This window comes from Synechocystis sp. IPPAS B-1465 (genome assembly GCF_003015225.1).
Lineage (GTDB): Bacteria > Cyanobacteriota > Cyanobacteriia > Cyanobacteriales > Microcystaceae > Synechocystis.
This window is the reverse complement of record NZ_CP028094.1, coordinates 1131715-1156127: the sequence shown is the minus strand read 5'-3', so window position 1 is coordinate 1156127 and position 24413 is coordinate 1131715. Positions and strand designations below refer to the sequence as shown.

Here is a 24413-nt window from a genome sequence, read left to right as displayed (position 1 = left end):
AGGGGATTAATTTCAGTGAATAAATTTAACTCAGGATTAAATTGTCATCCAGCGCCTTCTAAATTGGCTAAACATTTAGCATACAATCCTAAACAGGCGGGAACTTTGAGTTTATTCACTCTGGCAATGCGGAGAAATTCATAAACTACTTCACTGAAGTTAAATTCTGACAAACTTAAGTCATAATATTTCCGCAACATGCGTTCGTAATCCACCTCTAGCCGCTGGAAGTTAACGCGACCAACCGATTCTGATAACTCCACCGTTAACTGAGCACAACGTTTGGCATCCAAATCAACGATCGCCAATAGCATTTCCGTTAACAATTGCCGGGTGCGGGGATCAAGGCGACCCACCATGCCGCAGTCAATGAGGGCTAAACGACCATCTGCTAAGTAAAAAATGTTGCCGGGGTGGGGATCCGCATGGAAAAAACCATCCACATAAAGTTGTTGGAAAAAGGCCCGAAATAATAGGGTGGTAATTTCCTTTTTCTTTTCAGCAATGTCTTTATCACTGGGGGGTTGGGTTAAATCTGCGGTTAAGATTGGCACTCCATCCAGCCATTCCAACACCAGGAATTTTTGGTTTGTTAACTCCCAATAAACCTTTGGAATTACTAATTGATTGGGATCAAACCAGGTGGTTTTTGCTAGGTTAGTCCGCAAATTATTGGTATAAGCCGCTTCTGTATCAAAATTTAATTCTGCTTTGACCGTTTGGGTAAATTCATCGGCGAGTTTAACAATGTCGTAATTCTGACCAAATTCCGTCAAGGCCAATAATTCAGCCACATCTTTGATCAATAAACTATCCTGTTCCACAATCACATCAATGCCGGGCCGTTTAACTTTAATGGCAACGGTTTCTCCGCTTTGCAAAACCGCTCGATGGATTTGACCAATGGAGCCGGCGGCAATGGGTTCAGACTCAATTTCTTGAAACGTTTCCCCCAGGGGTTGGGGAAATTCCCTCTGCAACAAGTCCTCGATCGCCGACCAGGGCAGGGGAGGCACATTGGATTGGAGGGCGGTGAGGGCGTTGATATAACGGGGGGGTAAAAGGTCTGGCCTGGTGCTGAGCAGTTGCCCCAACTTGATATAAAACGGCCCCAACTCGACGAGGATTTTGGTGAGAACTTCCGGTGTCGGAATTTGTGGTTCCCCCACTTTCCCCAGGGTTAAGAGGCCGTTCATATAGTCCCAGCCGTTGCTGAGCAATACTTTAATGATCTCGCCACGGCGATCGCCGGCTTGAGGTAAGGCAAACATTAAATTTCACTAGAAATTGGTCAATGGCGCACTGCTCCCTTGTAAGACCAGCGTAGGAGAGTTAGTCCCACCGCCAATTTAACTAATTCTAGTCCCCAATAGAGCCAGTGCAAGGGCATCATGGCCGCCGGCATTTCCCCTGTACTGGTAAAGCTGGCCATATCAAAGCCCAAATCAGTGATAGCGGGGGTCAGAATATAGGTATAAACAATGGCGATCGCCAACAAAACAACGGCTAAAATGCGGCTGAAACGTTGCCCTGAGACCGAGAAAAATCTCTGTTGATGGAGCAAAAAGCAACCAGACAGCACTAAACCGGCAAATAATAGTTCTAAGTGATTAAAAACAGAAAATAGCAAATGGCCAGCACTGATAAAACCCGGCTCGGCCATCATCCCGGCGGCGGACAGACTGGGCACCACCAGCAAATCCATCACCAAGCTACCAGTGAGCCACATGGCCAAACTGCCCATCACGAGCAGGGGCCAATCCACCATGGCAACGGTTAATTTAGCGGTACGGTTCATAGATCACCTCACTCTGGTTTACAGAGTTATATTTAAAATTCAACTAAAATTCAACAACATTCAATCAAACTGGAATAATGGGGCAAAAATTACCCAAGAAATAATTGCAGATACCTTCATTATTGGCAGGGGATTTAGTTCCGAGGAAAAAATTGAGATGGATCTTTACAGAATCGGAATAAATTAGGTCTTTTCGTAATTTTTGTTTACGTTGTCTTGAGTAAAAATTCAGCAATTCGTTACCCAATACCTAGCTAATAGGTAATATTCCCTACTCCGGGCAGAAGCAAAATTCAACCATGGTTGCCCTTTCTCTCCCACCTGATTGATGGGGACAATTTCGACGCCGCTATTGCAGTAGGCCAACCCCTGAAAGGTACGGACCAAATCCTTTGACCACCGATCGCCGTGGATAGTTACGCCCTGATTCTCCAACCATGTCCGCAAATAGTGGAGAGTAATGCCTGGTAATTGTTGTCCTGTTAAAAGGGGCGTAAAAAATTCACCGTCCCGCCAACCCCAAAGATTACCCGTCGCGGTTTCCAACCAATGGCCATTAATATCGGTCAAAATGGCTTCCTGGGCATTATTTTCCTGGGCAATACGTTGGGCCAACCAAGGGGCTAAATAATTGCCCGTTTTCAATTCTGCGAGGGAACGTTGGTAACGACCGGGGGGCATCAACCAAGCTTTAATGCCTAATTGTTGCCTTTGTTGCAAATCCTCAGTCAATTCCCGCCCCGTAATTAATACTTGACCAGAAGGAAAACAGATTACACGCAGGATCGGGTAATGCTGACTCAAATGCCGAGCCGCTTGCTCTATCTGTTCCCAATCCGGTGCAGGCCATTGCAGGGCAAATAAACTCTGCTGTAGGCGATCGCCATGGTCAGCCCAGTGAGTGAGGGGATGGTCGAGCCATTGTTGGTAAACCCTCAGGGTGGTAAACACCGTCGCCCCATACAACAACCCCGGATCGTTAACTGGTAAAGAGATTACCTCCTGCTCAAACCATTGTCCATCCCACCAGTACAACATTAGAACATTACCATGCCGCCATCCACATTAAATGTTTGTCCCGTGATATAGGCCGCTGCTGGATCTGTGGCTAAAAAACGGATGGTGCCCGCCACTTCCTCCGGTTGACCATAGCGAGCCAGGGGAATAAATTGCAAAATTGGCTCTGCATTGAGATTTTCCGTCATATCCGTGGCAATGAAACCAGGAGCTACGGCATTGACAGTTACCCCCCGACTGGCCAACTCTTTGGCAACGGTTTTAGTAAAACCAATTACCCCAGCCTTAGCGGCGCTGTAGTTAGCTTGCCCCGGATTCCCCATCATGCCCGCTACAGAAGTGATGTTAATGATACGCCCACTTTTTTGCTTGAGCATTAACTTAGACACCGCTTTGGTGCAAAGAAACACCCCGGTTAAATTCAAGTCAATGACCGCTTGCCAATCTTCCAGTTTCATTCTCAACAACAGCGTATCCCTGGTAATGCCAGCATTGTTCACTAACACATCGATGCGACTAAATTTATCCAGCGTGGTTTTAATCAGTTGATCCACTTCGTCAGCATTAGCCACATTGGCCTGCACGGCGATCGCCTCTCCCCCGTTGGCAATAATTTCCGCTACCACAGCATCGGCGGCCGTACTGGATTGAGCATAGTTCACTACCACTTTCATGCCCGTGGCGGCCAGGGCCAAAGCCGTCGCTTTACCAATACCCCGGGATGCCCCCGTTACCAATGCCACCTGTGCCGTTAATGCCGTCATAAACTGTTCTCCTATAGGGACGTAATCAGCAGCCAATCAGCCATTACGCCGTAATTTCACAATGCAAACCGAGTTTTATTTTAAGGGCTTTGCGTATCCGTCGAGGAACTTACCTGGGTGCCCAGGGGGCTTTGGGTTACCCTAAAAAATAATCAAGCAATGACATTTCCCGATCGCAGTTCCGCAAATTTCCCCAACCCTATGCTTTATCGACGTTTTGGCCGTACTGAATTGTCCATGCCGGTTTTTTCCTGTGGGGGCATGCGCTATCAGTTCCAATGGCAGGATGCGCCCTTTGCCCAGGTTCCCAAGGATAACCAACACAATTTGCAAAGTACCATTGAGCGTTCCCTGGAGTTGGGCATTAACCACATTGAAACAGCTAGGGGTTATGGCACTTCCGAAATGCAGTTGGGAAAAATTTTGCCCCGGTTACCCAGGGAAACATTGATTGTGCAAACAAAAGTTAGTCCCAAGGATGACCCCAAGGAATTTCGTCGGGAGTTTGATAAATCTTTGGGCTATTTAAATCTGGAATATGTCGATTTGTTGGGTATCCACGGCATTAATAACCGGGAAACCCTAGAGCAAAGTTTACGCCCCGGCGGTTGTTTGGATGTTTGTCGGCAGTTACAAAGGGAAGGCCGAGTGCGTTTCGTGGGTTTTTCCACCCATGGTCCCACCGCCATCATTACCGAAGCCATTAATTCCGGGGAATTTGATTACGTCAACCTCCACTGGTACTACATTTTTCAAGATAATTGGCCGGCGATCGCCGCTGCGACAGCCCAGGATATGGGGGTCTTTATTATTAGCCCGTCCGATAAAGGGGGACAACTCTATAACCCGCCCGAAAAGCTAGTGAATTTATGCCAACCCCTCAGCCCGATCATATTTAATAATCTTTTCTGTTTATCCCATCCCCAGGTACATACCCTCAGCATTGGCGCATCGCGGCCGGCGGACTTTGATGAGCATTTAAAAACCTTATCTTATCTAGCGTCAGACCAGGAGACCGAAAAAGTTCTGCAACCAATTTTGGCAAAGCTCCATGGGGCCATGGTGGAAGCTTTAGGAGAAGATTGGGTCAACAGTTGGCGCATCGGCTTACCCAGCCCGGAGCAGACCCCTGGGGAAATCAATATCCCTAAAATTCTCTGGCTTTATAATCTTTGCCAAAGCTTCGACCTGGTGGAGTACAGCAAAATGCGCTACAACCTGTTGGGCAATGGCGGCCATTGGTTCCCCGGCCAACCGGCCAGCAACTTTGATCGACAACAGCTCTGGCAATGTTTAGCCCCCAGTCCCCATCGGCAGAAGGTGTTGGAAGTTTTACAGGAAACGGATCGTTTGCTTAAAGGAGAAACGGTGCAAAGATTGTCCCGTCAAGAGGTGGCCAAAACTAGCTAGTGGTGCTGGGAAAAATTGTTAATGTTTTGGTGTGTCGACCAATACTACCCACGGCGATCGCCATGACTTCCAGTCCGATTTAATAAGATTGACCTATTTTGCCCTGTGCCCCAACAATCATTTATGAATGGCTCTTCCTTGCCCCGTGAGTTCCCCCCACGCTTACCCAGTTGGTTGAAACGGCCCATTGGTAGAGCTAGTGAATTATCTACGGTTCAGCAGATTATTAAACAGCGCCAAATTCATACCATTTGCGAAGAAGGCCGCTGTCCCAATCGGGGGGAATGTTACGCCAACCGAACGGCAACTTTTTTATTAATGGGTCAAATTTGTACTAGGGCATGTGGTTTTTGTCAGGTGGAAAAGGGCCAGGCTCCCATGATGTTGGATCAGGATGAGCCGAGAAAAGTAGCGGAAGCAGTGCAATTGTTGGGTCTAAAATATGTGGTATTAACTTCCGTTGCTAGGGATGATTTAACCGATGGCGGTGCAGGCTGGTTTGTAGCGGTAATGGAGCGTATTCGCCAGGATAATCCTGCTACTCAAATAGAGGTTTTAACACCGGATTTTTGGGGCGGTATGGGTAGGGAAAGAAGCCAAAAAGAGCGAGTACTGACGGTGACTAAAGCCAAACCGGTTTGCTATAACCACAACTTGGAAACGGTGGCTAGATTACAGGGTAAAGTACGACGGGGGGCAAAATATCAACGCTCCTTAGATGTGTTGCGCTGGATAAAGGAATTTGATCCCGACATTTTCACCAAATCTGGGTTGATGTTGGGCCACGGGGAAACGGTGGATGAAGTGGTGGAAACCCTCAAGGATTTGCGCTCTGTAGGTTGCGATCGCCTGACGTTGGGACAATATATGCAACCATCCCTAGACCATCTGCCCGTGCAAAAATATTGGACTCCAGAGGAGTTTGATCAGTTGGGGGAAATTGCCAAGGATTTGGGTTTTAGCCATGTGCGATCAGGACCATTGGTGCGGAGTTCCTACCATGCCGGGGAAGATTAGCAAAAATAATGATTGACTCCCAGGAATTACCAGGCAATTGCGAGGAAATGAAGGGTGAAAATTGATGTTGACTATGCCATTGCTCAATATGCCCAGGGTCTATTTTTAATGGCCGACGACCGCCATGGATTGGGCTGGTATTCCAGCGATCGCCATGCCCTAATTCCCCTGGATGATCAATTTCGTTATCCCAAATCTTTGCAACGGGTGCTCAATCAAAATCGTTTCCAAGTCAAAATTAATCAAGCTTTCACCGCCGTTTGTGAAGGGTGTGCCGCTCGCCCTGAAACTTGGATTTCTCAAGAATTAATTGAGGTTTACCATACTTTTCATGTGGCTGGTTGGGCCCACAGCTTTGAAACTTGGCATGGCGATCGCCTAGCAGGGGGAATTTTAGGCATTGCCATCCGGGGGGCTTTCATTGGAGAATCGATGTTTTATACCATTCCTGAAGCTTCCAAAGTTGCCATGGTTAAACTGGTGCAACATCTACGACAACGGAGCTATCAATTATTTGATGCCCAGCTACAAAATCCCCATCTAAAACGGTTTGGTGCCTACGAAGTGGAAGAAAAGGCCTATAAAAAGCAATTAGAAAAAGCGCTCAATTATCGTTGTCACTTTACTTCTGAACCTGATCTTTATGATTAGATTATTAGTTTAGTTGTTTGATATTTTATCTTTCATAAAGGAACGATACTTCCTCCTACTCATAATTGATTCAATACTAGTCTGAACCTGACGAATAAAAATAGGTCTATGTAGTTGAAATCGATTTTCTTAAGCTTTTTTCTGAAAATCTTTTGAGTTGGGTAATGAAAAAATTATTCCCATAACCAGTCAATTTCTAAAACAAAGTTCAGTAAAATGTTCTCTCCTAATAATTGATTGGGTTTAACCAAGATTTCTTTGGGCAGATTACTGCGATAAACTTCCACTCGTTGACCTTGGGGGTCAATTAACCAACCTAGGCATAATCCAGAAGCTAAATATTCTTCCATTTTGGCTTGAGTTGCAGTTAAGGTATCGCTGGGAGAAAGTAGCTCCAACACAAAATCTGGGCAAATGGGTGGAAATTTTTCTCTTTCTTCTGTAGATAAATCCAGCCAACGTTCTTTTTTGACCCAAGATATATCCGGCGATCGCCGTCCCCCTTGGGGGAGCTGAAAACAAGTGGAGGAATCAAAAACAAAACCCAATTTATGTTTTCGGTTCCAGATAATAAAATCGCCAATTAGTTCTGCATTTTTGCGACCAGTTTCGCCACCCGTGGGGGACATAATCAGCAATTCTCCTTGGGCATTTTCTTCAATGATTAATTCAGGGTTCTGTTGACAGATCTGGAAAAATTTATCTGAATCAATGGCGATCGCCGGCTGTAGTTTAAGGGTAGTTGTCATATTCTCTCCTGGTTACAAAGGTGATGATTATGAGCCGTCTAGCTCCTCCTTTTAAGAGCATGTTTGCAACGTTTTAGTTTGCTTCCTCCATCGACCCACTCCGAGGACCACAGTGCTGGAGGCTTTTTCTCTGGCTTCTCCCAGCTTTGGGAACCGAAGGGCTTTTAAAACACCTCCTAACTGGAGTGCTTTTTCATCCAATATAGCTTCCTCTTTTTCAGGGTTTAGGAACAACTTCCTGATAACCTAGTTAAACTTTAGCCCATGGCAAGCAAACCATTTCCCCGAAAATGGTGAAAAATCAAAAATCTCCGTTACCATGCCCATAGGGTTTGTCCCTCACTTGGGCTAGTGGCCCAGGCATTGTGAGTTTTTTGAATTAGTGGAATTTTTACCATGACCGCCGATCAACTGTTGATGTTAGTTGTCCTCCTTGTCCCTGGTATTTTGCTATCCGCCCTAGTGATGGGTAGTTTTGCTAAAGGGGGTTAACTAAACATAAATAAAGTTACCGGGATTACTTTATTACCCCGGTAAATCTAGACTAACTGAGACAAGTCATAGGCTGTTGGACGATGACTGCTCTGATTTTCCTGGGCTTGATAACTTAACAAATACCAAACCTAGACCAAACCGTCTTTGCTCGCCATGGTCAACATTAAGTCAATGACCCTACAGGAATAGCCCCATTCGTTATCGTACCAAGAAACTACTTTAAAAAAGTTGCTGTTCAGACCAATGCCGGCCCCGGCGTCGAAAATACTGGAGCGAGGATCGGTACGGAAATCCATGGACACCACATCATCTGCTGTGTAGCCCAAAATTCCTTTAAGTTCCCCCTCGGCGGCGGTTTTCATGGCAGCACAAATTTCTTCGTAACTCGTGGCTTTTTCCGTTTTAAAAGTTAGATCCACCACAGACACGTTGGGGGTGGGGACCCGGAAGGCCATGCCGGTTAATTTACCTTTTAACTGCGGTAGCACTAAAGCCGCTGCCTTAGCCGCTCCGGTGGATGAGGGAATAATGTTTTGGGCTGCCCCCCTACCTCCCCGAAAATCTTTTTTGCTCGGGCCATCGACGGTGGGCTGGGTGGCGGTCATGGCGTGGACTGTGGTCATCAATCCTTCCACAATGCCGAAATTATCGTCTAATATTTTGGCGATCGGAGCCAGGCAATTGGTGGTGCAACTGGCATTGGAAACAATTTTGTCAGTGTCGGCGTTGTAGTTGAGATGGTTCACCCCCACCACAAAGGTGGGAATTTTTTCGGGATCCTTACTGGGAGCGGAAATAATTACCCGTTTGGCACCGGCTTTGAGATGGTTTTCAGCGGTGGCGTAGGTGGTAAATAGACCCGTGGATTCTACGACGTAATCCGCCCCTAGATCTCCCCAGGGTAATTGGGCCGGGTCCCGTTGGGAAAAACAAGGGATAAATTGGTCGTCAATGACAATGCCCTCTTCCTTGGCTACCACGGTGCCACCGTAGGAACCATGGGTGGAATCGTATTTAAACAAATAGGCCAGGTTAGAGGCTGGAACGAGGTCATTGATGCCCACTAGGGTCACTTGGGGATTGGCCATGGCGATGCGGGCCACAAGACGACCAATGCGGCCAAAGCCGTTGATGCCGATTTTTAACATTGAAAAACTCCTGGGGAATAAATAGCAAAAAAATGACCCGGTCACACCAGGACATCCGACTTGCCCTAACGTTAACCCAGCTCCTTGGCCGCAGGATTAGGGAGAATGGGAAAAAATACTTAAATCTTTCCTTGGCGATCGCCGTGGTTACCTGGGGAATAATTGGCAACAATGGTCGGATTTGGGCACAATGGGTAAATACGACCAAATAAGGCCAGGCAGAAGGATTTTGAATACTAGATTGTGGGTTGTGATATGTCCAGATTCTTTGACCGTTCTTAATTTTTTCCCGATACTGTATAGTCTTACCCGCCGATAAATCGCCTCTGTAAACTGCTAAATTTTTGACTTAATTTCGCCATGAACACTTTTTTGGCATCCCCTAAAGCATTAGCTGGTTACACTGCCCACACCTACAATCGGGCCCAAAGAGCTTTCCAGTGTTGTCCCTTTTATTTGAACTTATTTCGGGCTATGGCCCAAGCCAGTGTGCCCCTACCAACGATCGCCGGGGCTGGGGGAGTTGAGCAAGGTTTTTGTGGGCAAGCATTAACAGAAAATCGGGTGGAGCGGGAATTGATGTGGCTCATTCAGGTGGGGCTATTGCGACGGGAAGTGGACGGCCAGGGAATTACGGACAGTTTTCGCCTGACACCTTTGGCTAAGCAAATCCTCGCTCAATATCCCGGAGAGCAAAGGCAATTTCCATCCCCTTCCCTTTTAGATCGTTTACAAAATCGGTTGGCCCGCTGGCTGGCTCCCCTTGCGACCCTGTTGGTCCGGGGCTAATCTCAGTTCTTCTAGATTGATCTTCAGGCAAAATTAAATAGACAGAATATCCCAAGCTTCCCTGAAGCCAACCTCAATGGCGATCGAGTAGAAGAAAAAACCAAAAATCTGGAACATCAAAATTGAGGGGTGGAGTCGTCCACCGGGGTAGATTCCTTGAGCCATTGGTCAAGGTCCATGCCCACTTGAATAGTTAAATCCGAGCCTAGGTCGCCGACGGAGGAAGCTTCCACCACTCCTCCCCCCAAGGTTTGCCGCAGATAATGGGCTCCATCTAAGTCCCCCCGCTGTACCAGAATTTTTGTCTCTGCTAATAGTTGCGGGGATTCCGATGTTTCATAAAAATTGCGGAAGTCCTTGGATTGTAAATATTCCTTCACCCGTTCCAGGGCCTGGGGATCGTCAGTGGCATTTTGCAGGGCAATGCGTAAACTTTCCGGCGATCGCCCGGGAGTTTCAGCCCAAGTGGGGACTTCTTCAATGACATCAAAGTAGTTCCTGAGCACTTGCCTTTTGCCGACATCGGACATCACCCAATAGCTACGGCCATCAAATTCCGCCGGTTGGCTAAACCGCCCCGGTAACATTACCATTTGCACTTCCTGGCGATCAAGTTGACGCCCAAAATTAACCAGGGCCAGAATTTCCTCCATGGTTAAATTTGTGTCCACAGTTTTCTGCATAATGCCAATGGCCTTGGGAATGCGGGTGATCATACTGGGATGGCTAAGGCGATTTTGCAGGGCTTTGAGCAGGGTTTCCTGCCGTTGTACCCGGCCAATATCCCCATTGGCGTCGTAGCGAAAACGGACAAATTGTTCTGCCTGTTGCCCATTCAGGGTTTGCAGTCCGGCGGGTAAATCGATTAATAACTGCTGGGTTTTATCTTCGTAAAACATGGGCCGGGGTACAAACACTTCCACTCCCCCCACTAAATCCACCAATTCCTGTAATGCGTCGGTGGTGACTCTGACGTAACGGTCGATGGGGACTTCCCCCAAGTTACGGTTGATTACCCTTGCCGCCAACTGCGGGCCCCCATAGGCATTGGCATCGTTGATTTTGGTATAGCCCACATCGGGAATGAAAACCCTGGTATCCCGGGGAATGGAAAGTAATTTCAAACCATTTTCCCTCGGATCGAATCGTACCAATAGCATGGTGTCACTGCGGCCACCAAACTCATCCACATTGGGTTCTTCCTCTGTGGGTTCTACCCGGTCAATGCCCATCACCAAAATGTTGACAGGACGACTGATGTGATAGGGAAATAGATCTGCCTGACCGGCTTCTACTCCGGCCGACTGCCCCGGTATAACCTGCTGAACTAGCCCCTTTGGCCCAGGGGTAAAAAAGCCGATGCCCACCCCGGCGATCGCCGCTACAGTGGCAGTCAAAGTCACTAACCCCCCCCAAACCAAGCCCTTGCCTAGGGGAAGAAAACCCCTTTTGGGCCGGGGACGACCCCCGGGGGAACCAGTGCCATTGTTGGGTCGGTAATGGGAGCGAACCTTGACGGTGCTGGAGGACTGCAACGAACCAGACTCGGTACTATTCGCCATACAACCTCAACACCACACTGATTTTGGTAAACAAGCTGAAACTCAACCTATACAGATAACACCAAAGAGTCGATTGTTCCACCGATCTGCGCCGGATAGCAACGACCCCAGGACAGATTATTAAGTATTTTTGCCTAACAAAACGGTGGGTAAAGTTACCATTTTTATTCATCCCCCCAGGCAATCGCCCTGGTACCCTGGTTGACCTGGAGAGGGAGGGGAGGGGTTAATCGGAACATTGTCACAAAAGTTTGTGTTTTTTCATCGAAAAAATAGTATAATGCCTTCGCTTGATAAAACCCTTTATAAAAAACAACTCCATGAGCAAATCTGCCGTTCTTGCCAAACCCGCTGGCGATCGCCAAAAACAGGTTTACGCAACTCCCCAACAAGTGCAATACCTCTATTTAGAAGCGGAATTGGACGTACTCCTGCGTCAGCTCCAGACCTGTGGCAATAAGGACAACTAGAACTGGCAACGGGCATCGGCACAACTTCAACGCAGGCGGGAAGATTGCACCAGCAGAATAGTGCCCGCAATTAACCCCAGGAAATTAGGCAGCCAAGCGGCGGTGAACGGATCCAGGGCTCCCCAAATCCCCATAGACTCGCTTAAAAAAGAGAGTAGGTAATAGAAGAAAATTAAGCCCACACAGATGCCAAAGCTAGTAGCTTTGTTGGTATTCTGTGGCCGTACTCCGATCGCCGCCCCGATTAAACCAAAGACAAAGCAAACAAAGGGCAGAGCGTATTTCTTTTGGATGCGGACTTCTAGTTTGCGTACTTTCTTGTCGTCCCCGCTTAACCGTAGTACTTCCAGGTAACGGCGGGATTGGGCAATGGTCATCTCACCATCCTTCCGTTCCTGGCTAGCTAAATCCAGAGGGGCCCGGGGCAACGCCAATTGTTGGTGGCGAAAGCGGACAATATTGCGGTAGGAACCGTCGGGGGCAATGAGATACACGGTGCCATCGTAGAAATCCCAAGTATTTTCAGAAATATTCCAACTGGCCCTTTCCGCTGTTAGTACTTGGTTAACGCCGCTCTGGGTTCGATCAAGGATTGTTAGCCCCTTCATTTCACTACCGTTGAATTCTTCGGCATAGAACAAGCGCTTCAAAATATTTTTCTCGTTGCCGTCCGGTTGTCGCACCATGCCGTATTCCGGATAAATAATATTTTGCTCTTGACGGGGGGGGCGATCTTGATGGATGGCCCGGTCTAGGGTAGCTAACGCTTCATAACTAGCGGCGGGGGTAATACGGTCATTGAAAACAAAGGCAATGCCCGTAACTACTATGCCAAACAGTAGGGCAGGCACCACCAGGCGATAGATGCTAACCCCAATGCTACGCAGAGCAATTAATTCACTGTCGCTGGAAAGACGGCTATAGGCCATCAAGCTGGCCAACAACATTGACATGGGAAAGGCCAGCACCACAAACTCCGGCATTTTCAAGAACAGGATCTTCACCGCAATATCCATGGGAAGGCCTGATTCCGTTACCCGCCGCACCAGGTCAAAGAGGGTGCCAATGGACAAAGCCAGGGAGGTGAACATGCCCATGCCGAAAATGAAGGGCAGAAACAGTTCCACAAATAAATACCGATCCATGACGGAAAGGCGGGGCAAAGGGAGTTGAAATCTACTTTGTTTGAAGGTGCCAACGGCCATAGTCACAATGGGAGGTTACGACAAGAAAAATCAGTTAATTATCAGTTAATTGGTTGATTGGGATGGGGGAGACCTTACCATACCAAAAATCTCCAGCTAATAAGGGGGAGGGATTGCCAGTTAATCAAGCCAGACTCATTTTCCTGGCTCTGTTTTTCAATGGCTGGGGGCATTTTAAAGACTGGCAATCAGTTTTGCTCAATGGAATTAGAATTGATAATAAATTCCGAAAATCTTGAAAAATCCATGTTACTACCGATGAAATCCATTTTAAAATCCGCCGTCTTGGCACTGGCATGCACATTGACCACCTTTGCTTCTTTTTCTGGCTTATCTGCCCAAACCATGACAGACACTCCGGCTTCTCAAGTTAGTCCTGAAAAGCTGGAAGTACTAGAAAAATTAGGAGCAATTCTTAATGAGCAACAAAAAGGCAAACTTGAAGCCGGTTTAGCCCAAGGCCAAGAAGTCAAAGCCATTTTGCCCACTTTGGATTTGTCTCCCCAGCAAAAAATTCAAGTGCTTAAAGTCTTGGAATCAGTCAAAAAATAGGGAAATTGCCCGGCCTAATTGCTCTAAATCCCAGAGAAGCTGCTAGGGGGAATTATTGGCGGGTTAGTTTCCAGTGCCTGCCATTGCCCTAATAATGGCGATCGCGCTCCAGGTCAAAAATTGCCTTTTCCCAATACCAGTGCTCCGGGCGATCAGGATGTTTGGCCCGTAGATTGGTTACCAGTCTTTCCGCTACCTGGGCATTGCCCGCAATACGAATTAGATCCCGCCGTAACTTACCGGGCACCCTGGGTGATGTTGGGCGGGAAGCTTGGATGGCCTGCTTGAAACCTGATGAATGACGACGGCCTCTGCTCCAGGCAATTTTCCGACCTGATCTACGCCTAGCCCACCAGATCAAGCCCCACAACAGGGCGATCGCCAAAATTAGGGCCAACATTGCCTTGTTCTCCGAAGGTTAGTCACTTCTGTTCTGTTTGAGCCTAACATTATCCTCCCGTTGCCTTTTTCACCACAGACTTGCCATGGGCGCAATACTCTGTTACATTTATTTACATAGACAACCCTCCCAGCTCGTAATTACATTCTTAACCATGAACAACGAAAACTCTAAATTTGGATTCACTGCTTTCGCCGAAAACTGGAATGGTCGCTTGGCCATGATCGGTTTTTCCTCTGCCCTGATCCTCGAGCTTGTCTCTGGGCAAGGTGTACTTCACTTCTTCGGCATTCTGTAATTTTTCCATAGTTCCTAAATTTTTTAGGTTTTCTGGCCTGGGGTACCTGTAGTAAATCTCCCCGGCAACCTCCGTTAATCTCAAGACTTGATTGGGCTACTGTTTTATTGGCAGTAGTCTTTTTTCTTTATCTATAGCTAAAGTGAGCAGTTTTGCGGTGAACATTCTCGAAAACCCCAGGTTATCCAGCCTACCTTCCCCCTGTTTTGTGTTGGAAGAGGAATTGTTACAACAAAATTTGGCGATTTTCGAACGGTTGCAGCAATCCGCCCCGATTGAGGTGATGTTGGCCTTGAAAGGTTTTGCCCTCTTTCCTTGTTTTCCCTGGTTGCGGTCAGGGTTAGCAGGGGCGTCGGCCAGTTCCCTCTGGGAAGCACGACTGGCGGCGGAGGAATTTGGCAAAGAAGTGCACGTTTATGCCCCCACCTATCGCCCCGATGATTTGCCAGCCATTATTCCCTTGGCTAGCCACATTACCTTTAACTCCTTGGGACAATGGCATCGTTATCGGGAATCGTTGAAAAATACCGCGGTAAAAGCAGGTTTACGCATTAACCCGGAATATTCCCCCGTGCAGACCGATCTTTATAATCCCTGTGTGTCCGGTTCCCGGTTGGGGGTGCAAGCGGCAATGTTGGCGGGTAATTTACCGTCGGGCATTACGGGCTTTCTCTCCCACAACCTTTGTGAGAGCGATCATTTAGCTTTGGAAAAAACCCTAGGGCAGATCGAAAAATTATTTGGCGAGTATTTGCCCCAAATTGAATGGTTAAACCTAGGCGGCGGCCATTTAATGACCAGCCAAGGCTACGACATGGACTATGCCATTGCAGTAATTGGGGAATTCCACCAACGCCATCCCCATCTGCGGTTGATTATGGAGCCGGGGTCGGCGATCGCCTGGCAGACAGGATTTTTACTTAGTACGGTGGAGGATCTGATCGAAACACCGGAATTTACCCATGCCATGCTCGATGTTTCCTTCACGGCCCATATGCCTGACTGCTTGGAAATGCCCTATCGGCCAGAAGTAAGGGGAGCTAGAGTGCCGCAAACGGGAGATACTGTTTATCGCCTGGGGGGTTCCAGTTGCCTCGCGGGGGATTTTCTCGGTGATTATGCCTTTGATCAACCTTTACAGGTGGGAGATCGCCTAATTTTTGAAGACATGATGCACTACACCATGGTCAAAACCACTACCTTTAATGGAGTCCACCATCCCGCCATTGGTTGTCTGCGGCGATCGGGGGAATTTGAACTGTGGCGTACCTTTGGTTATGAAGATTATCGCAACCGCTTAGGTTAGCGAACCATTGGGGTCGTCAAAATCAATTGTGGGTCAACTTTGGATTAACCGCTCCAGGTTTGCCCCAAATAACCGTTTCCTGTTGATAAACCACCATGCCCGGTTTACTACCCTTGGGTTTAAAGACATATTTAGGCTGGGTATAGACCACCGGTACCTGTTCTTCCTCCCGGCCTCGGCTGTAGTAGGCCGCCCAATCCGCTGCTGATTGCAAATCCTGATCTTCGGCGATCGCCCCTGGGGGTAATCGGAGTAACACATGACTGCCGGCAATTTCCTGGGCATGGAACCACAGGTCATACTCGGTGGCAACCCGAAAACTAAGGTAATCATTTTGGCGATTATTACGGCCAATCCAGAGGGGAAAACCGGAAGGGGTTAGGCTCTGGTGCGGCTCAAAAGTTTCCGCTTCTTTACGGCGGGGGCGGCCATGGCTAAGGGCTAAATAGTTTTGTTCCGCCAACTCATCCCGAATTTCCGTTAACGTTTGCCAATCGGCCAGATCATCAAATTCGGTCAACGCCTGCACACTGGTTTCTACCTGGGTGAGGTAGGCCAACTCCTGCTCCACTTCTGCTAACAAAGGGAGAATGGCCGCCTCTGCCCGGTTTAATTTTTGTTGTTGTTTGTAAAGTCGTTGGGCGTTTTGGATTAGGGTTTTATCCGGCTGCAGGGAAATGGTAACGGGAGATTGGTCGTCAAAGTCCGGTAGGGTGATGGAGCTTAACCCTGGTTGCCCCTGGTGGAGATAGGCCATCAACAGATCCGCCTGCCGTTGATATTGCTGGGCATTGGCGGCCGCATTTAACCTTTGTTTAAACGTGTCGGCTTTTTGTTGCAGTTTAGCAATTAGATTATTTAGTTTTTGTTGAATTTGGTGTTGTAATTGCTGGAAATTTTCCCGCCCTAACTCTCTCCGGTAATATTCACTTACCAATTTATTAATGGGGAGCAAAGGGCGATCACCTTCTTCTTGAGTTGGCTTAACGTCATTAACAACAGTGGTTTCTGCCAAGACTATGTAGCCCTGGGGCAAACTTTTTCCCAAAAAATCTAATTTCTCCAGCCTCTGTAGCCAATTTTGCCAAGCAATAAAGATATTTTGCCATTGTTCGTCGGTTAAATCTTGGTTACTGACCTGGGAATCAAGATCCGCTTGGCCTAACAAATTTTTCACCACCATGGGACTAACTCCCCGGTAACTTTTCAGCAGTTGTTTACTTAATAAACCAGGGATTAATTGCACCCTTTCTTGCCAACTACTAAAGCTTTCCGTCAACGAAGGAGGTGTGGCCAATAAAGCCGGTGGAGATTGATAGGGTTGCCCCGTTTGTACCGTTCTAACCCTTGATTGTTGGGAGTTAACTTGGTGGGCGACGGTGATAATTTGCCGTTGGGCATCGGTCAAAATCAGGTTGCTATATTTGCCCATCACCTCCAAAAACAAATGGTATAGAGGTTCATCCCCTGGCCGTTTGGCGATCGCCAGGTCAATGACCCGTTCCCAGGGCTGTAGGGGTTTGAGAGAAATTAAGGCCAGTCCTTTAAGCTGATGCCGCAGTTGATCGCTAAAAGTAAACGTGTCCGGTTCCTGGGGCGGAGGAGGATCTAAACAAATTCTTGCCCCCTGGGGATGCCAAGCTAGGGTTAGCCAACCCCGTCTTTCTAACGTGCGCAGAGCGAGGGATAAACCATGGCGATCATGCTGATAAATCTGTTCGATGCGGGCGGGTAGCCAATCACCTTGGAGTTCAGCAACAATGGCCATCAGGGTAGTGTAATCAACAGCTTGCATAATGATTTCTTGCCCTGACGGCGAAAGTATGAACTGTCACAAAGTATCCATTAGGTGGGAAAAGGATTAACCTCTAACCCCCGCCCAGACTGCCTAATCTCCCGTCTCTAGGGTGGCGCGGTAGTCTCCGGCGGCCATCAATCCTTCTTTGGCATCTTCCACATCATCTAGGCGCACCTTGATCAACCAACCTTCTTCCCCGTAGGGGTCTTGATTGAGCAACTCCGGCTGATCTTCCAAAGCTGAGTTTTTTTCGATCACAGTGCCCGTCACAGGGGAATATAAATCCGAGGCGGCCTTGACCGATTCCACTGCCCCCATGGACTGCTCAAATTCCACTTTGTCCCCTTCTTCGGGTAACTCCACAAAGACAATATCCCCCAGCTCATCCACGGCAAAGGCACTCAGGCCAATGGTGGCCGTTTCCCCATCAAAGCGGACGTACTCGTGGGAATCCAAATAATAGAGATCGTCAGGATGTTCCAGTTCCATGGCAAAACCGCTAAAGGCAACAGCGTTGTTAGTTTACCAAAAATATGGCGGAGGCAGGGGTTGTTCCTGGGTCCACAAAGGACTGAAAATCGTTTAACTATGGGCGGGGTAAATGTAACTTCGGATCCTGGGCCGCCCAACCAACAGGGGATTGAACCCTTACTTCAAAATGAAGATGGGATGAAGCAATATCCGGTCGGCCAGTACTGCCTACATAGCCAATTACAGTACCAGCGGGGACTTTTTCCCCAGGATCCACCGCAAATCGACTCAGATGGGCATAGCGGGTTTGACGGCCATTGCCATGGTCAATGACCACCAGGAAACCATAGGCCCCTTCCTGGCTAACTAAAATCACCTCCCCGGCGGCAGCGGCCATAACGGGGGTATCCAAGGGGGCTAACAGATCTACGCCACTGTGAAAAAAGGCATCTTGCCCCGCGGCCTGATTTTGCCAGCCGTAATCTAGGCCAATTTTGGGAGTTGGTTGAATGGGCCATTGGGCCAAGCCCGTGTAGTTATCCACATTGCTAGGGGCATTTCCCCCCCAACTGATGCCGGGAATAAAGGCACGACTGGGCTTTTCTGTGCAACCGTTGATTTCAAATAAAATATCTGCCCGTAAACCATAGGCCGATGCTAAATCCCGCCAAGTGGCCCCCGCTGGTGCGGAAACAAAACGACCGTTAAAGGGGGGAATCAAAATCGTCTGCCCTGGGGTAACTTGACCACTGGACAACTGATTGTTCACACTGATCAGGGTGGCCGGCACTAGTTGATATTGGGCGGCGATGCTGTCAATGGTTTCCCCAGCTTTCACCACATGGGGAGTCATCCTTTCGGCGATCGGTTCGGGACACAGGTCAGTGAGAGGAACGGTTAACTCCTGGGCGGGGCTACGACCGCAGAAAAAAGGCCCAAGGAGCAGGAACGCCGAGAAAAAGACAATTATTTTCCTTGGCGATCGCCGTGGCGGTTTTGATTGCAGCTTCAATTTCAAAATATTGCTGGACCTGCGGAAAAGCAGCTAAACAATAAAATATTAGGCCGATAAATCCGGTTGGCGATCGTGCCATGTGGTGGCTTGTTCATAGGCATAGCCCACCCGGAATAGCATTTCTTCCCCTAACACATTGCCCACCAATTGCAGGCCAATGGGTAAATTATTGTCGTCAAAGCCACAGGGCACACTCATGGCCGGTAAACCAGCTAAGTTAACTGGAATGGTCATCAAATCGGAGAGATACATGCTGAGGGGATCATCGGTTTTTTCCCCCGCTTTGAAGGCCGTAGTGGGGGCAGTGGGGCAAACCAACACGTCCACTTTGGTAAAGGCTTGATCAAAGTCTTGTTTAATCAGGGTTCTCACCTTTTGGGCTTTGAGGTAATAGGCATCGTAGTAACCGGCGGACAGAGCATAGGTGCCGAGCATAATGCGCCGTTTCACTTCTGCGCCAAAACCCTTGGCTCTGGTGTGGGTGTACATTTCCATCAGATTATCCGCTTCCGCCCGCAGCCCATAGCGCACCGCATCGTAACGGGCCAGGTTAGCTGACGCTTCGGAAGGGGCAATGACATAATAGGCCGCAATACCGGAACGGAACCGGGGACAATGGATTTCCTCAATGGTGGCTCCTAATTCCCGCAGTTTGGCGATCGCCGTTTGCACTGCTTCATTGACCGTATCGTCTAAACCTTCCCCAAAGGCATCCATAATTACCCCCACTTTCACTCCCTTCAAATCTGGCTTCAGGGCTTGGGTGTAATCCGGAATGGGCACATCTAGGCTGGTGGAATCCCTACTATCATGGCCGGCGATCGCCTGGAGCAGAATGGCCGCATCTTCTACCCGGCGGGCAAAGGGACCAATTTGATCCAAAGAGGAAGCATAGGCCACCAAACCAAAACGGGACACTAAACCATAGGTGGGTTTCATGCCCACCACCCCACAGAGGGAAGCAGGCTGACGAATGGAGCCCCCCGTGTCAGACCCCAAAGCAATCAAACATTCATCCGCTGCTACGGCCGCCGCCGATCCCCCAGAAGATCCCCCTGGCACCCTGGTTAAATCCCAAGGATTAGCCGTCACTTGGTAACCGGAATTTTCCGTGGAACTGCCCATGGCAAATTCATCTAGGTTAGTTTTGCCCACCATGACCGCCCCGGCTTTTTGCAACTTCTCCGTCACTGTGGACTCGTAGGGAGGCACAAAACCCCGCAAAATTTGGGAAGCACAGGTGGTAACAATGCCCTTGGTGCAAAGGTTATCTTTAATGCCAATGGGAATGCCTGCCAGTAGACCAATGGGTTCCCCCGCTGCAATCTGGGCGTCAACCTTTTCCGCCTGGGCGATCGCCTGGGGAGCTGTCACCTGCAAAAAGCTTTTCAATCTGTCGTCCACCGCTTCAATCCGCGCCAAACTCGCCTGGGCCACGGCAACAGCGGAAATTTCTTGATCTATTAATTGTTGGTGCAGGGCACGAATAAGCGACATAGGGAAAGAGCCAGATTTACCTCCCCCAGTCTATCAGCAAGCCTGCCTAGCAAAAAAGGAAAGATGACTCAAACACCTTCCCTTCTACAACGAATGAAATCTTAAATTCAGGTAATTAGGCAAAAACTTAACGAGGGGTTCTCGGTCTTGCTTTATTAACTTTGAGATCCCGCCCCATCCATTCGGCTCCATCCAGAGCTTCAATGGCGGCATCTTCTTCCTTATCGGAAGACATTTCAACGAAACCAAAACCCCGCATACGACCGGTCTCCCGATCAGTGGGAAGTTGAACCCGCTTAACAGTGCCATACTCGGAGAAGACAGTCAAAACGTCATCTTCGGTGGCTTGGTAAGAAAGGTTCCCGACATAAATGGACATAAATTAGCTCCAAAACCAGAGAAAAGAAAGAGAGTGGGTTTCGGAGAGAAGCCTGCTAAGCGTAACCATAAACAATGCACTAACACTCATAACAAGTGCGTCTACCGATCCTTAATCTCACTGGCTGATCATAGCACCTGCCGCCAGAATTTGATGGCCAATTTGTCTAGATGTCTTCACAAGGGAAAATTTTAGCCAAAACCCTCCCCAGCGCCCGGTCAACTGACCCTAGGATTTCCCCAACAGGGGCTTCCATTTGTCCGGTTCAAAGGACTCTCCCTTGAGCATCCGATTCCAGTACAGCCAGGGCAAAACATAACGTTTCACTAGCCACATGCTCCACCGCTCCTGGGTGGGGTCAAAGGGAAAACTGGATTTGGGCTGGCCACCATAGTCAAATTCCGCCATGATGGTTTTGCCGTAGCCGGTAACCAGGGGACAACAGGTGTAACCACCGTATTCTGCAGACGGTTTTTTGCTGTTTAACAGACCCAAAAGGTTTGTTGCGACCACAGGAGCTTGTTTCCGCACCGCCGCTGCTGTCCGGGAAGTGGGCAGGGAAGAGGCATCTCCCAAGCTAAATACGTTGTCGTAGCGATTATGTTGCAGGGTGAATTTGTCCACATCGACCCAACCACCGGCCTCTGCGGCCAGGGGACTGTTTTTAATGAAATCCGGGGCGGACATGGGGGGGGTCACATGGATGATGTCGTAGGGTAAAGTCACTTCCGTTTTCCCATTGACAGTGAAAGTGGCTTCTTTCGCGTTGGGGTTAATGGCTTTGAGATTGTGGTGATAGCGTACGTCAATATTTTTCTTTGCCGCCACCTTTTCCAAAGATTCACAGTAGCCGGGAATGCCGAAGATTTTTCCCACTGCCACGCCATAGGTGATGTTGGTTTTCTCCCGCACGCCATTTTTGCGGAAGGTTTCGTCGGCTAAATACATGATTTTTTGCGGCGCTCCGGCACATTTAATCGGGGTGGCCGGAAAAGTGAACAGGGCATTGCCGCCTTTAAAGTTTTGCAACAGTTCCCAGGTGTAGGGGGCATAACGGCGATCGTAGTTGCTGGTGACGCCATTTTTACCGAGGGATTCCTGGAGCCTCGGAATTAGATGCCAATTGATTTGAATGCCGGGACAAACCACCAGATATTCGTAGCTGAGACTACGGCCGTCCTGGAGGGTAAGGCAGTTATTTTCCGGGTCAAAACTGGCCACACTGGCTTTGATCCATTTGGCACCGCTGGGAATGCAATCCTGCTCCGGTTTGATGGTATCTTCCATGGCGAAGGCTCCGCCCCCCACTAGGGTCCAGGCGGGCTGGTAATAGTGTTTATCGCAGGGTTCCACGATCGCCAGATCGAGTTTGGGTTTCTGCTTTAATAATTGGGCCGCCACGGTGATGCCGGCTGCTCCTCCCCCAACAACAATGATTTGATGGTTCAATGCACTCATGGTGTTTGACTAAAATCTGATAATCTCTTTTGCTTCAGACTGTTTTGGCACAGTTCAATCTTTATTCTGCCTTAGGGCCCGACTCCCGGAAAAATTTAATCCCTTTTCCTGGCGATCGTCGTTGGCATAGCTCGATCCTATGATCAACAAATGATCCACCAACCATCGATGCTTCTGGCATTTTTCCCATGGACAATTCCCTGCTCAGCGAAATTTGGCGGCAAAGTCTGGCGTTTCCCTGGCTTAGCGCTGTTATTCTCAACAGTTTTTTACTAGCCCTAGCGGCGATCGCCCCGAAGAAACTGTTAACCCCCTGGGGCTACGGCCATGCCTGGGTGCTGGGGGTGATTATTTGGGCGGCCCTGGGTTGGCGGGGTTATTTGGTGGTTTTAGCCTACTTTTTTGTGGGTTCCGCTGTGACCCGCATTGGCCAAAAAGAAAAAGAAGCGGCGGGCATTGCCGAAAAAAGATCCGGCCAACGGGGCCCGGAAAATGTTTGGGGTTCTGCTTTAACTGCTGCCCTCTGTGCCCTGGCGATCGCCTTTGGGCCGGAACCATGGCAACTCTGGTTAGCATTGGGCTATGTGGCTAGTTTTAGTACTAAGTTATCGGATACTACCGCCAGCGAAGTGGGTAAAGCCTACGGCAAAAACACCTTTTTAATCACCACCCTGCAACCAGTGCCCAGGGGGACGGAAGGAGCGGTAAGTGTAGAAGGCACCTTGGCGGGATTTGCGGCGGGTTTAGCCCTGGCAGTTTTAGGTTACGGCGTAGGTCTAATTTCCTTTGGGGGAATAATTTTTTCTACCCTGGCTGCTTTCATTGCCACCAATCTAGAGAGTGTAATTGGTGCAACTCTGCAAAATAAATGGCCCTGGCTCACCAATGAGGTGGTTAATGGTATCAACACGTTTCTTGGTGCGGCGATCGCCATTGGCATTGAAGCTACGGCCCAGTTGATTTAGATACGAAAATAGTTATGATTCAATTTCTTCAGGGCCAGGTTGTTACAGTCACAAAAAATATTCAGAACCGTTGGTTTTTGATTTTGTCCGTTAATGGGGTGGGTTATGAGTTGCAGGTGCCCCATTCCTTAGCCCAACAATGGACTCCGCCCCCCCCGGAACCCCAACAGGTTTTTACCCACCTCTTGGTACGCCAAGACCAGATCGCTCTTTTTGGTTTTGGCCGCCTGGCAGAAAGGGATTTATTTGGTCAATTAATGGGAGTAACCGGCATTGGGGCCCAGTTGGCGATCGCCCTAATTGAAACGTTGGGCTTGGAAGGCTTAGTGCAAGCGGTGGTAACGGGCAATGTCAAACAATTGTGCCAAACGCCGGGGGTCGGGAAAAAGGGAGCGGAAAGGTTAGCCCTAGAACTAAAAACTAAATTATCCCAATGGCACAAACTACAAATGGGGACCGGGGAAACTGACTCTACTCTGCCCACCACTGCCCTCCTGGAAGACCTGGAAATGACCTTGTTAGCATTGGGTTACACCCAAACGGAAATCCAGCAGGCGATCGCCATGGTCAGTCAAGTTCCAGACGTGGCCCAGAGTGAAGATCCAGAAGTGTGGATCCGCCAGGCGATCGGTTGGTTAAGTGATCACTGAAATGATCTTTAACTATCTATTGGGATGAAGATTGCTGATTTTCCAGTGTGGTAATTAAGCGATTGATGGAATCAGTTAAATTAGTTTGGGCTTCCAGCACCGGATCCGGTTGTGCTTCGGCCACAATTTCTTCCTCCACTGCTTTTTTTCGTTGCATTTTTTCGATAGCTTTAATGATGAGGAAGATTACAAAAGCAATGATTAAAAAGTTAATTATAGCAATAACTAATTCCCCCAAACCCAAGGGTAAATCCTGCAATTGACTGACACCGGCTTGATCCAGTACTGGCTGTAGCAAAACTGCCATTAACCAGGCCACAAAAGCATTGACAATACTGGTGAAAGCTCCACCAATTACTACCGCTACGGCCAGATCTACTACGTTCCCCCGCAGGATGAAATCCTTAAAGTCCCGCCAGAATCCGCCTGCCCCTTGCCTTGCACTTTTAACCATGGGCTTAACTCCTCTTTTGTACTAAAATATTGTTAATTAGTCAGTGGTATCATAGCAGTTTTCAGCGCTACCATTAAACAGGTTGAGCTAAAGCT

The 24413-nt window shown here is 48.6% G+C and carries 28 protein-coding genes; 11 read left to right on the top strand and 17 right to left on the bottom strand.

The window, feature by feature from the left end; translation table 11 throughout:
• Positions 1–44: 44 nt before the first annotated feature.
• From C7I86_RS05430 to fabG, 4 genes are all read right to left on the bottom strand, one after another.
• Positions 45–1271: an AarF/ABC1/UbiB kinase family protein gene (locus C7I86_RS05430; protein WP_010872247.1), complete on the bottom strand. Its 1227-nt coding sequence runs from the start codon at positions 1269–1271 to the stop codon at positions 45–47.
• Positions 1272–1291: 20 nt separating this feature from the next.
• The gene (locus C7I86_RS05425; RefSeq protein ID WP_010872246.1) at positions 1292–1798 is read right to left on the bottom strand and encodes a hypothetical protein; all 507 of its coding nucleotides are present in this window, start codon (positions 1796–1798) and stop codon (positions 1292–1294) included.
• Between the two features lie 228 nt (positions 1799–2026).
• Positions 2027–2836: an aminotransferase class IV gene (locus C7I86_RS05415; protein ID WP_010872245.1), complete on the bottom strand. Its 810-nt coding sequence runs from the start codon at positions 2834–2836 to the stop codon at positions 2027–2029.
• Positions 2836–3579 (bottom strand): 3-oxoacyl-[acyl-carrier-protein] reductase, encoded by a 744-nt coding sequence (fabG, locus tag C7I86_RS05410; RefSeq protein ID WP_010872244.1) that lies wholly within the window; start codon positions 3577–3579, stop codon positions 2836–2838. Before fabG ends, C7I86_RS05415 begins: the two co-directional genes overlap by 1 nt.
• Positions 3580–3696: 117 nt before the next feature.
• Between fabG and C7I86_RS05405 the strand changes: the two genes are divergently transcribed.
• The 3 genes from C7I86_RS05405 to aat all read left to right on the top strand — a co-directional run bounded on the left by C7I86_RS05405 (position 3697) and on the right by aat (position 6657).
• Positions 3697–4989, top strand: a complete 1293-nt coding sequence (locus C7I86_RS05405; protein ID WP_010872243.1) for an aldo/keto reductase — start codon at positions 3697–3699, stop codon at positions 4987–4989.
• Positions 4990–5094: 105 nt separating this feature from the next.
• Positions 5095–6006 carry a lipoyl synthase gene (gene lipA, locus C7I86_RS05400; protein WP_010872242.1) on the top strand — a complete coding sequence of 304 codons (912 nt, stop codon included), beginning with the start codon at positions 5095–5097 and terminating at the stop codon, positions 6004–6006.
• Between the two features lie 54 nt (positions 6007–6060).
• Positions 6061–6657, top strand: a complete 597-nt coding sequence (aat, locus tag C7I86_RS05395) for a leucyl/phenylalanyl-tRNA--protein transferase (protein ID WP_010872241.1) — start codon at positions 6061–6063, stop codon at positions 6655–6657.
• A 173-nt stretch (positions 6658–6830) separates the two neighbouring features.
• On the opposite strand, the gene C7I86_RS05390 is transcribed toward aat, so the two are convergent.
• Positions 6831–7406: a Uma2 family endonuclease gene (locus C7I86_RS05390; protein WP_010872240.1), complete on the bottom strand. Its 576-nt coding sequence runs from the start codon at positions 7404–7406 to the stop codon at positions 6831–6833.
• A 623-nt stretch (positions 7407–8029) separates the two neighbouring features.
• Positions 8030–9049, bottom strand: coding sequence for a type I glyceraldehyde-3-phosphate dehydrogenase (gap, locus tag C7I86_RS05380; RefSeq protein WP_014407094.1), 1020 nt, complete (start codon positions 9047–9049; stop codon positions 8030–8032).
• Between the two features lie 32 nt (positions 9050–9081).
• Between gap and C7I86_RS05375 the strand changes: the two genes are divergently transcribed.
• Together C7I86_RS05375 and C7I86_RS05370 are read left to right on the top strand one after the other, a co-directional pair.
• Positions 9082–9261, top strand: coding sequence for a hypothetical protein (locus C7I86_RS05375; protein ID WP_041428172.1), 180 nt, complete (start codon positions 9082–9084; stop codon positions 9259–9261).
• Positions 9262–9409: 148 nt separating this feature from the next.
• A complete protein-coding gene (locus tag C7I86_RS05370) occupies positions 9410–9838 on the top strand; it encodes an Npun_F0494 family protein (RefSeq protein WP_010872238.1) in 429 nt (142 codons plus the stop codon).
• Between the two features lie 116 nt (positions 9839–9954).
• Here the strand turns inward: C7I86_RS05370 and C7I86_RS05365 are convergent, their stop codons facing one another.
• Entirely contained in the window at positions 9955–11400 is a 1446-nt protein-coding gene (locus C7I86_RS05365; RefSeq protein WP_010872237.1) for an LCP family protein, read from the bottom strand.
• 320 nt (positions 11401–11720) lie between these two features.
• Here C7I86_RS05365 and C7I86_RS18720 point away from each other — a divergent pair, with 320 nt between their 5' ends.
• Positions 11721–11870, top strand: a complete 150-nt coding sequence (locus C7I86_RS18720) for a hypothetical protein (RefSeq protein ID WP_158299072.1) — start codon at positions 11721–11723, stop codon at positions 11868–11870.
• Positions 11871–11896: 26 nt separating this feature from the next.
• On the opposite strand, the gene C7I86_RS05360 is transcribed toward C7I86_RS18720, so the two are convergent.
• Together C7I86_RS05360 and C7I86_RS19060 are read right to left on the bottom strand one after the other, a co-directional pair.
• Positions 11897–13081 (bottom strand): LptF/LptG family permease, encoded by a 1185-nt coding sequence (locus C7I86_RS05360; protein ID WP_010872236.1) that lies wholly within the window; start codon positions 13079–13081, stop codon positions 11897–11899.
• 182 nt (positions 13082–13263) lie between these two features.
• The gene (locus C7I86_RS19060; RefSeq protein WP_020861626.1) at positions 13264–13422 is read right to left on the bottom strand and encodes a hypothetical protein; all 159 of its coding nucleotides are present in this window, start codon (positions 13420–13422) and stop codon (positions 13264–13266) included.
• On the opposite strand from C7I86_RS19060, the gene C7I86_RS19055 reads away from it, so the two are divergent.
• Positions 13421–13627: a hypothetical protein gene (locus C7I86_RS19055; protein ID WP_020861625.1), complete on the top strand. Its 207-nt coding sequence runs from the start codon at positions 13421–13423 to the stop codon at positions 13625–13627. The two genes, C7I86_RS19060 and C7I86_RS19055, sit on opposite strands and share 2 nt — an antisense overlap.
• A gap of 88 nt (positions 13628–13715) precedes the next feature.
• Here C7I86_RS19055 and C7I86_RS05350 read toward each other — a convergent pair whose 3' ends face one another.
• Positions 13716–14027 (bottom strand): hypothetical protein, encoded by a 312-nt coding sequence (locus tag C7I86_RS05350; protein WP_010872234.1) that lies wholly within the window; start codon positions 14025–14027, stop codon positions 13716–13718.
• 85 nt (positions 14028–14112) lie between these two features.
• Here C7I86_RS05350 and C7I86_RS05345 point away from each other — a divergent pair, with 85 nt between their 5' ends.
• Both C7I86_RS05345 and nspC read left to right on the top strand, forming a co-directional pair.
• Positions 14113–14325 (top strand): chlorophyll a/b-binding protein, encoded by a 213-nt coding sequence (locus tag C7I86_RS05345; RefSeq protein ID WP_010872233.1) that lies wholly within the window; start codon positions 14113–14115, stop codon positions 14323–14325.
• A 157-nt stretch (positions 14326–14482) separates the two neighbouring features.
• Positions 14483–15631 carry a carboxynorspermidine decarboxylase gene (nspC, locus tag C7I86_RS05340; RefSeq protein WP_020861624.1) on the top strand — a complete coding sequence of 383 codons (1149 nt, stop codon included), beginning with the start codon at positions 14483–14485 and terminating at the stop codon, positions 15629–15631.
• A 22-nt stretch (positions 15632–15653) separates the two neighbouring features.
• On the opposite strand, the gene C7I86_RS05335 is transcribed toward nspC, so the two are convergent.
• The 6 genes from C7I86_RS05335 to C7I86_RS05310 all read right to left on the bottom strand — a co-directional run bounded on the left by C7I86_RS05335 (position 15654) and on the right by C7I86_RS05310 (position 22249).
• Positions 15654–17426 carry an NFACT family protein gene (locus tag C7I86_RS05335; RefSeq protein WP_010872231.1) on the bottom strand — a complete coding sequence of 591 codons (1773 nt, stop codon included), beginning with the start codon at positions 17424–17426 and terminating at the stop codon, positions 15654–15656.
• A gap of 93 nt (positions 17427–17519) precedes the next feature.
• Positions 17520–17918, bottom strand: coding sequence for a glycine cleavage system protein GcvH (gene gcvH, locus C7I86_RS05330; protein ID WP_010872230.1), 399 nt, complete (start codon positions 17916–17918; stop codon positions 17520–17522).
• A gap of 97 nt (positions 17919–18015) precedes the next feature.
• Positions 18016–18912, bottom strand: coding sequence for a M23 family metallopeptidase (locus tag C7I86_RS05325; protein WP_223211350.1), 897 nt, complete (start codon positions 18910–18912; stop codon positions 18016–18018).
• Positions 18913–18960: 48 nt separating this feature from the next.
• On the bottom strand, positions 18961–20412 hold the full coding sequence (gene gatA, locus C7I86_RS05320) for an Asp-tRNA(Asn)/Glu-tRNA(Gln) amidotransferase subunit GatA (protein WP_010872228.1): 1452 nt from the start codon (positions 20410–20412) through the stop codon (positions 18961–18963).
• Between the two features lie 127 nt (positions 20413–20539).
• The gene (locus tag C7I86_RS05315) at positions 20540–20791 is read right to left on the bottom strand and encodes an RNA-binding protein (RefSeq protein WP_010872227.1); all 252 of its coding nucleotides are present in this window, start codon (positions 20789–20791) and stop codon (positions 20540–20542) included.
• A gap of 228 nt (positions 20792–21019) precedes the next feature.
• Positions 21020–22249 carry an FAD/NAD(P)-binding oxidoreductase gene (locus C7I86_RS05310; RefSeq protein WP_010872226.1) on the bottom strand — a complete coding sequence of 410 codons (1230 nt, stop codon included), beginning with the start codon at positions 22247–22249 and terminating at the stop codon, positions 21020–21022.
• A 188-nt stretch (positions 22250–22437) separates the two neighbouring features.
• On the opposite strand from C7I86_RS05310, the gene C7I86_RS05305 reads away from it, so the two are divergent.
• Positions 22438–23214, top strand: coding sequence for a TIGR00297 family protein (locus C7I86_RS05305; RefSeq protein WP_010872225.1), 777 nt, complete (start codon positions 22438–22440; stop codon positions 23212–23214).
• 14 nt (positions 23215–23228) lie between these two features.
• On the top strand, positions 23229–23864 hold the full coding sequence (gene ruvA, locus C7I86_RS05300) for a Holliday junction branch migration protein RuvA (protein ID WP_010872224.1): 636 nt from the start codon (positions 23229–23231) through the stop codon (positions 23862–23864).
• A 16-nt stretch (positions 23865–23880) separates the two neighbouring features.
• On the opposite strand, the gene mscL is transcribed toward ruvA, so the two are convergent.
• A complete protein-coding gene (mscL, locus tag C7I86_RS05295; protein WP_010872223.1) occupies positions 23881–24318 on the bottom strand; it encodes a large conductance mechanosensitive channel protein MscL in 438 nt (145 codons plus the stop codon).
• Between the last annotated feature and the right edge of the window lie 95 nt (positions 24319–24413).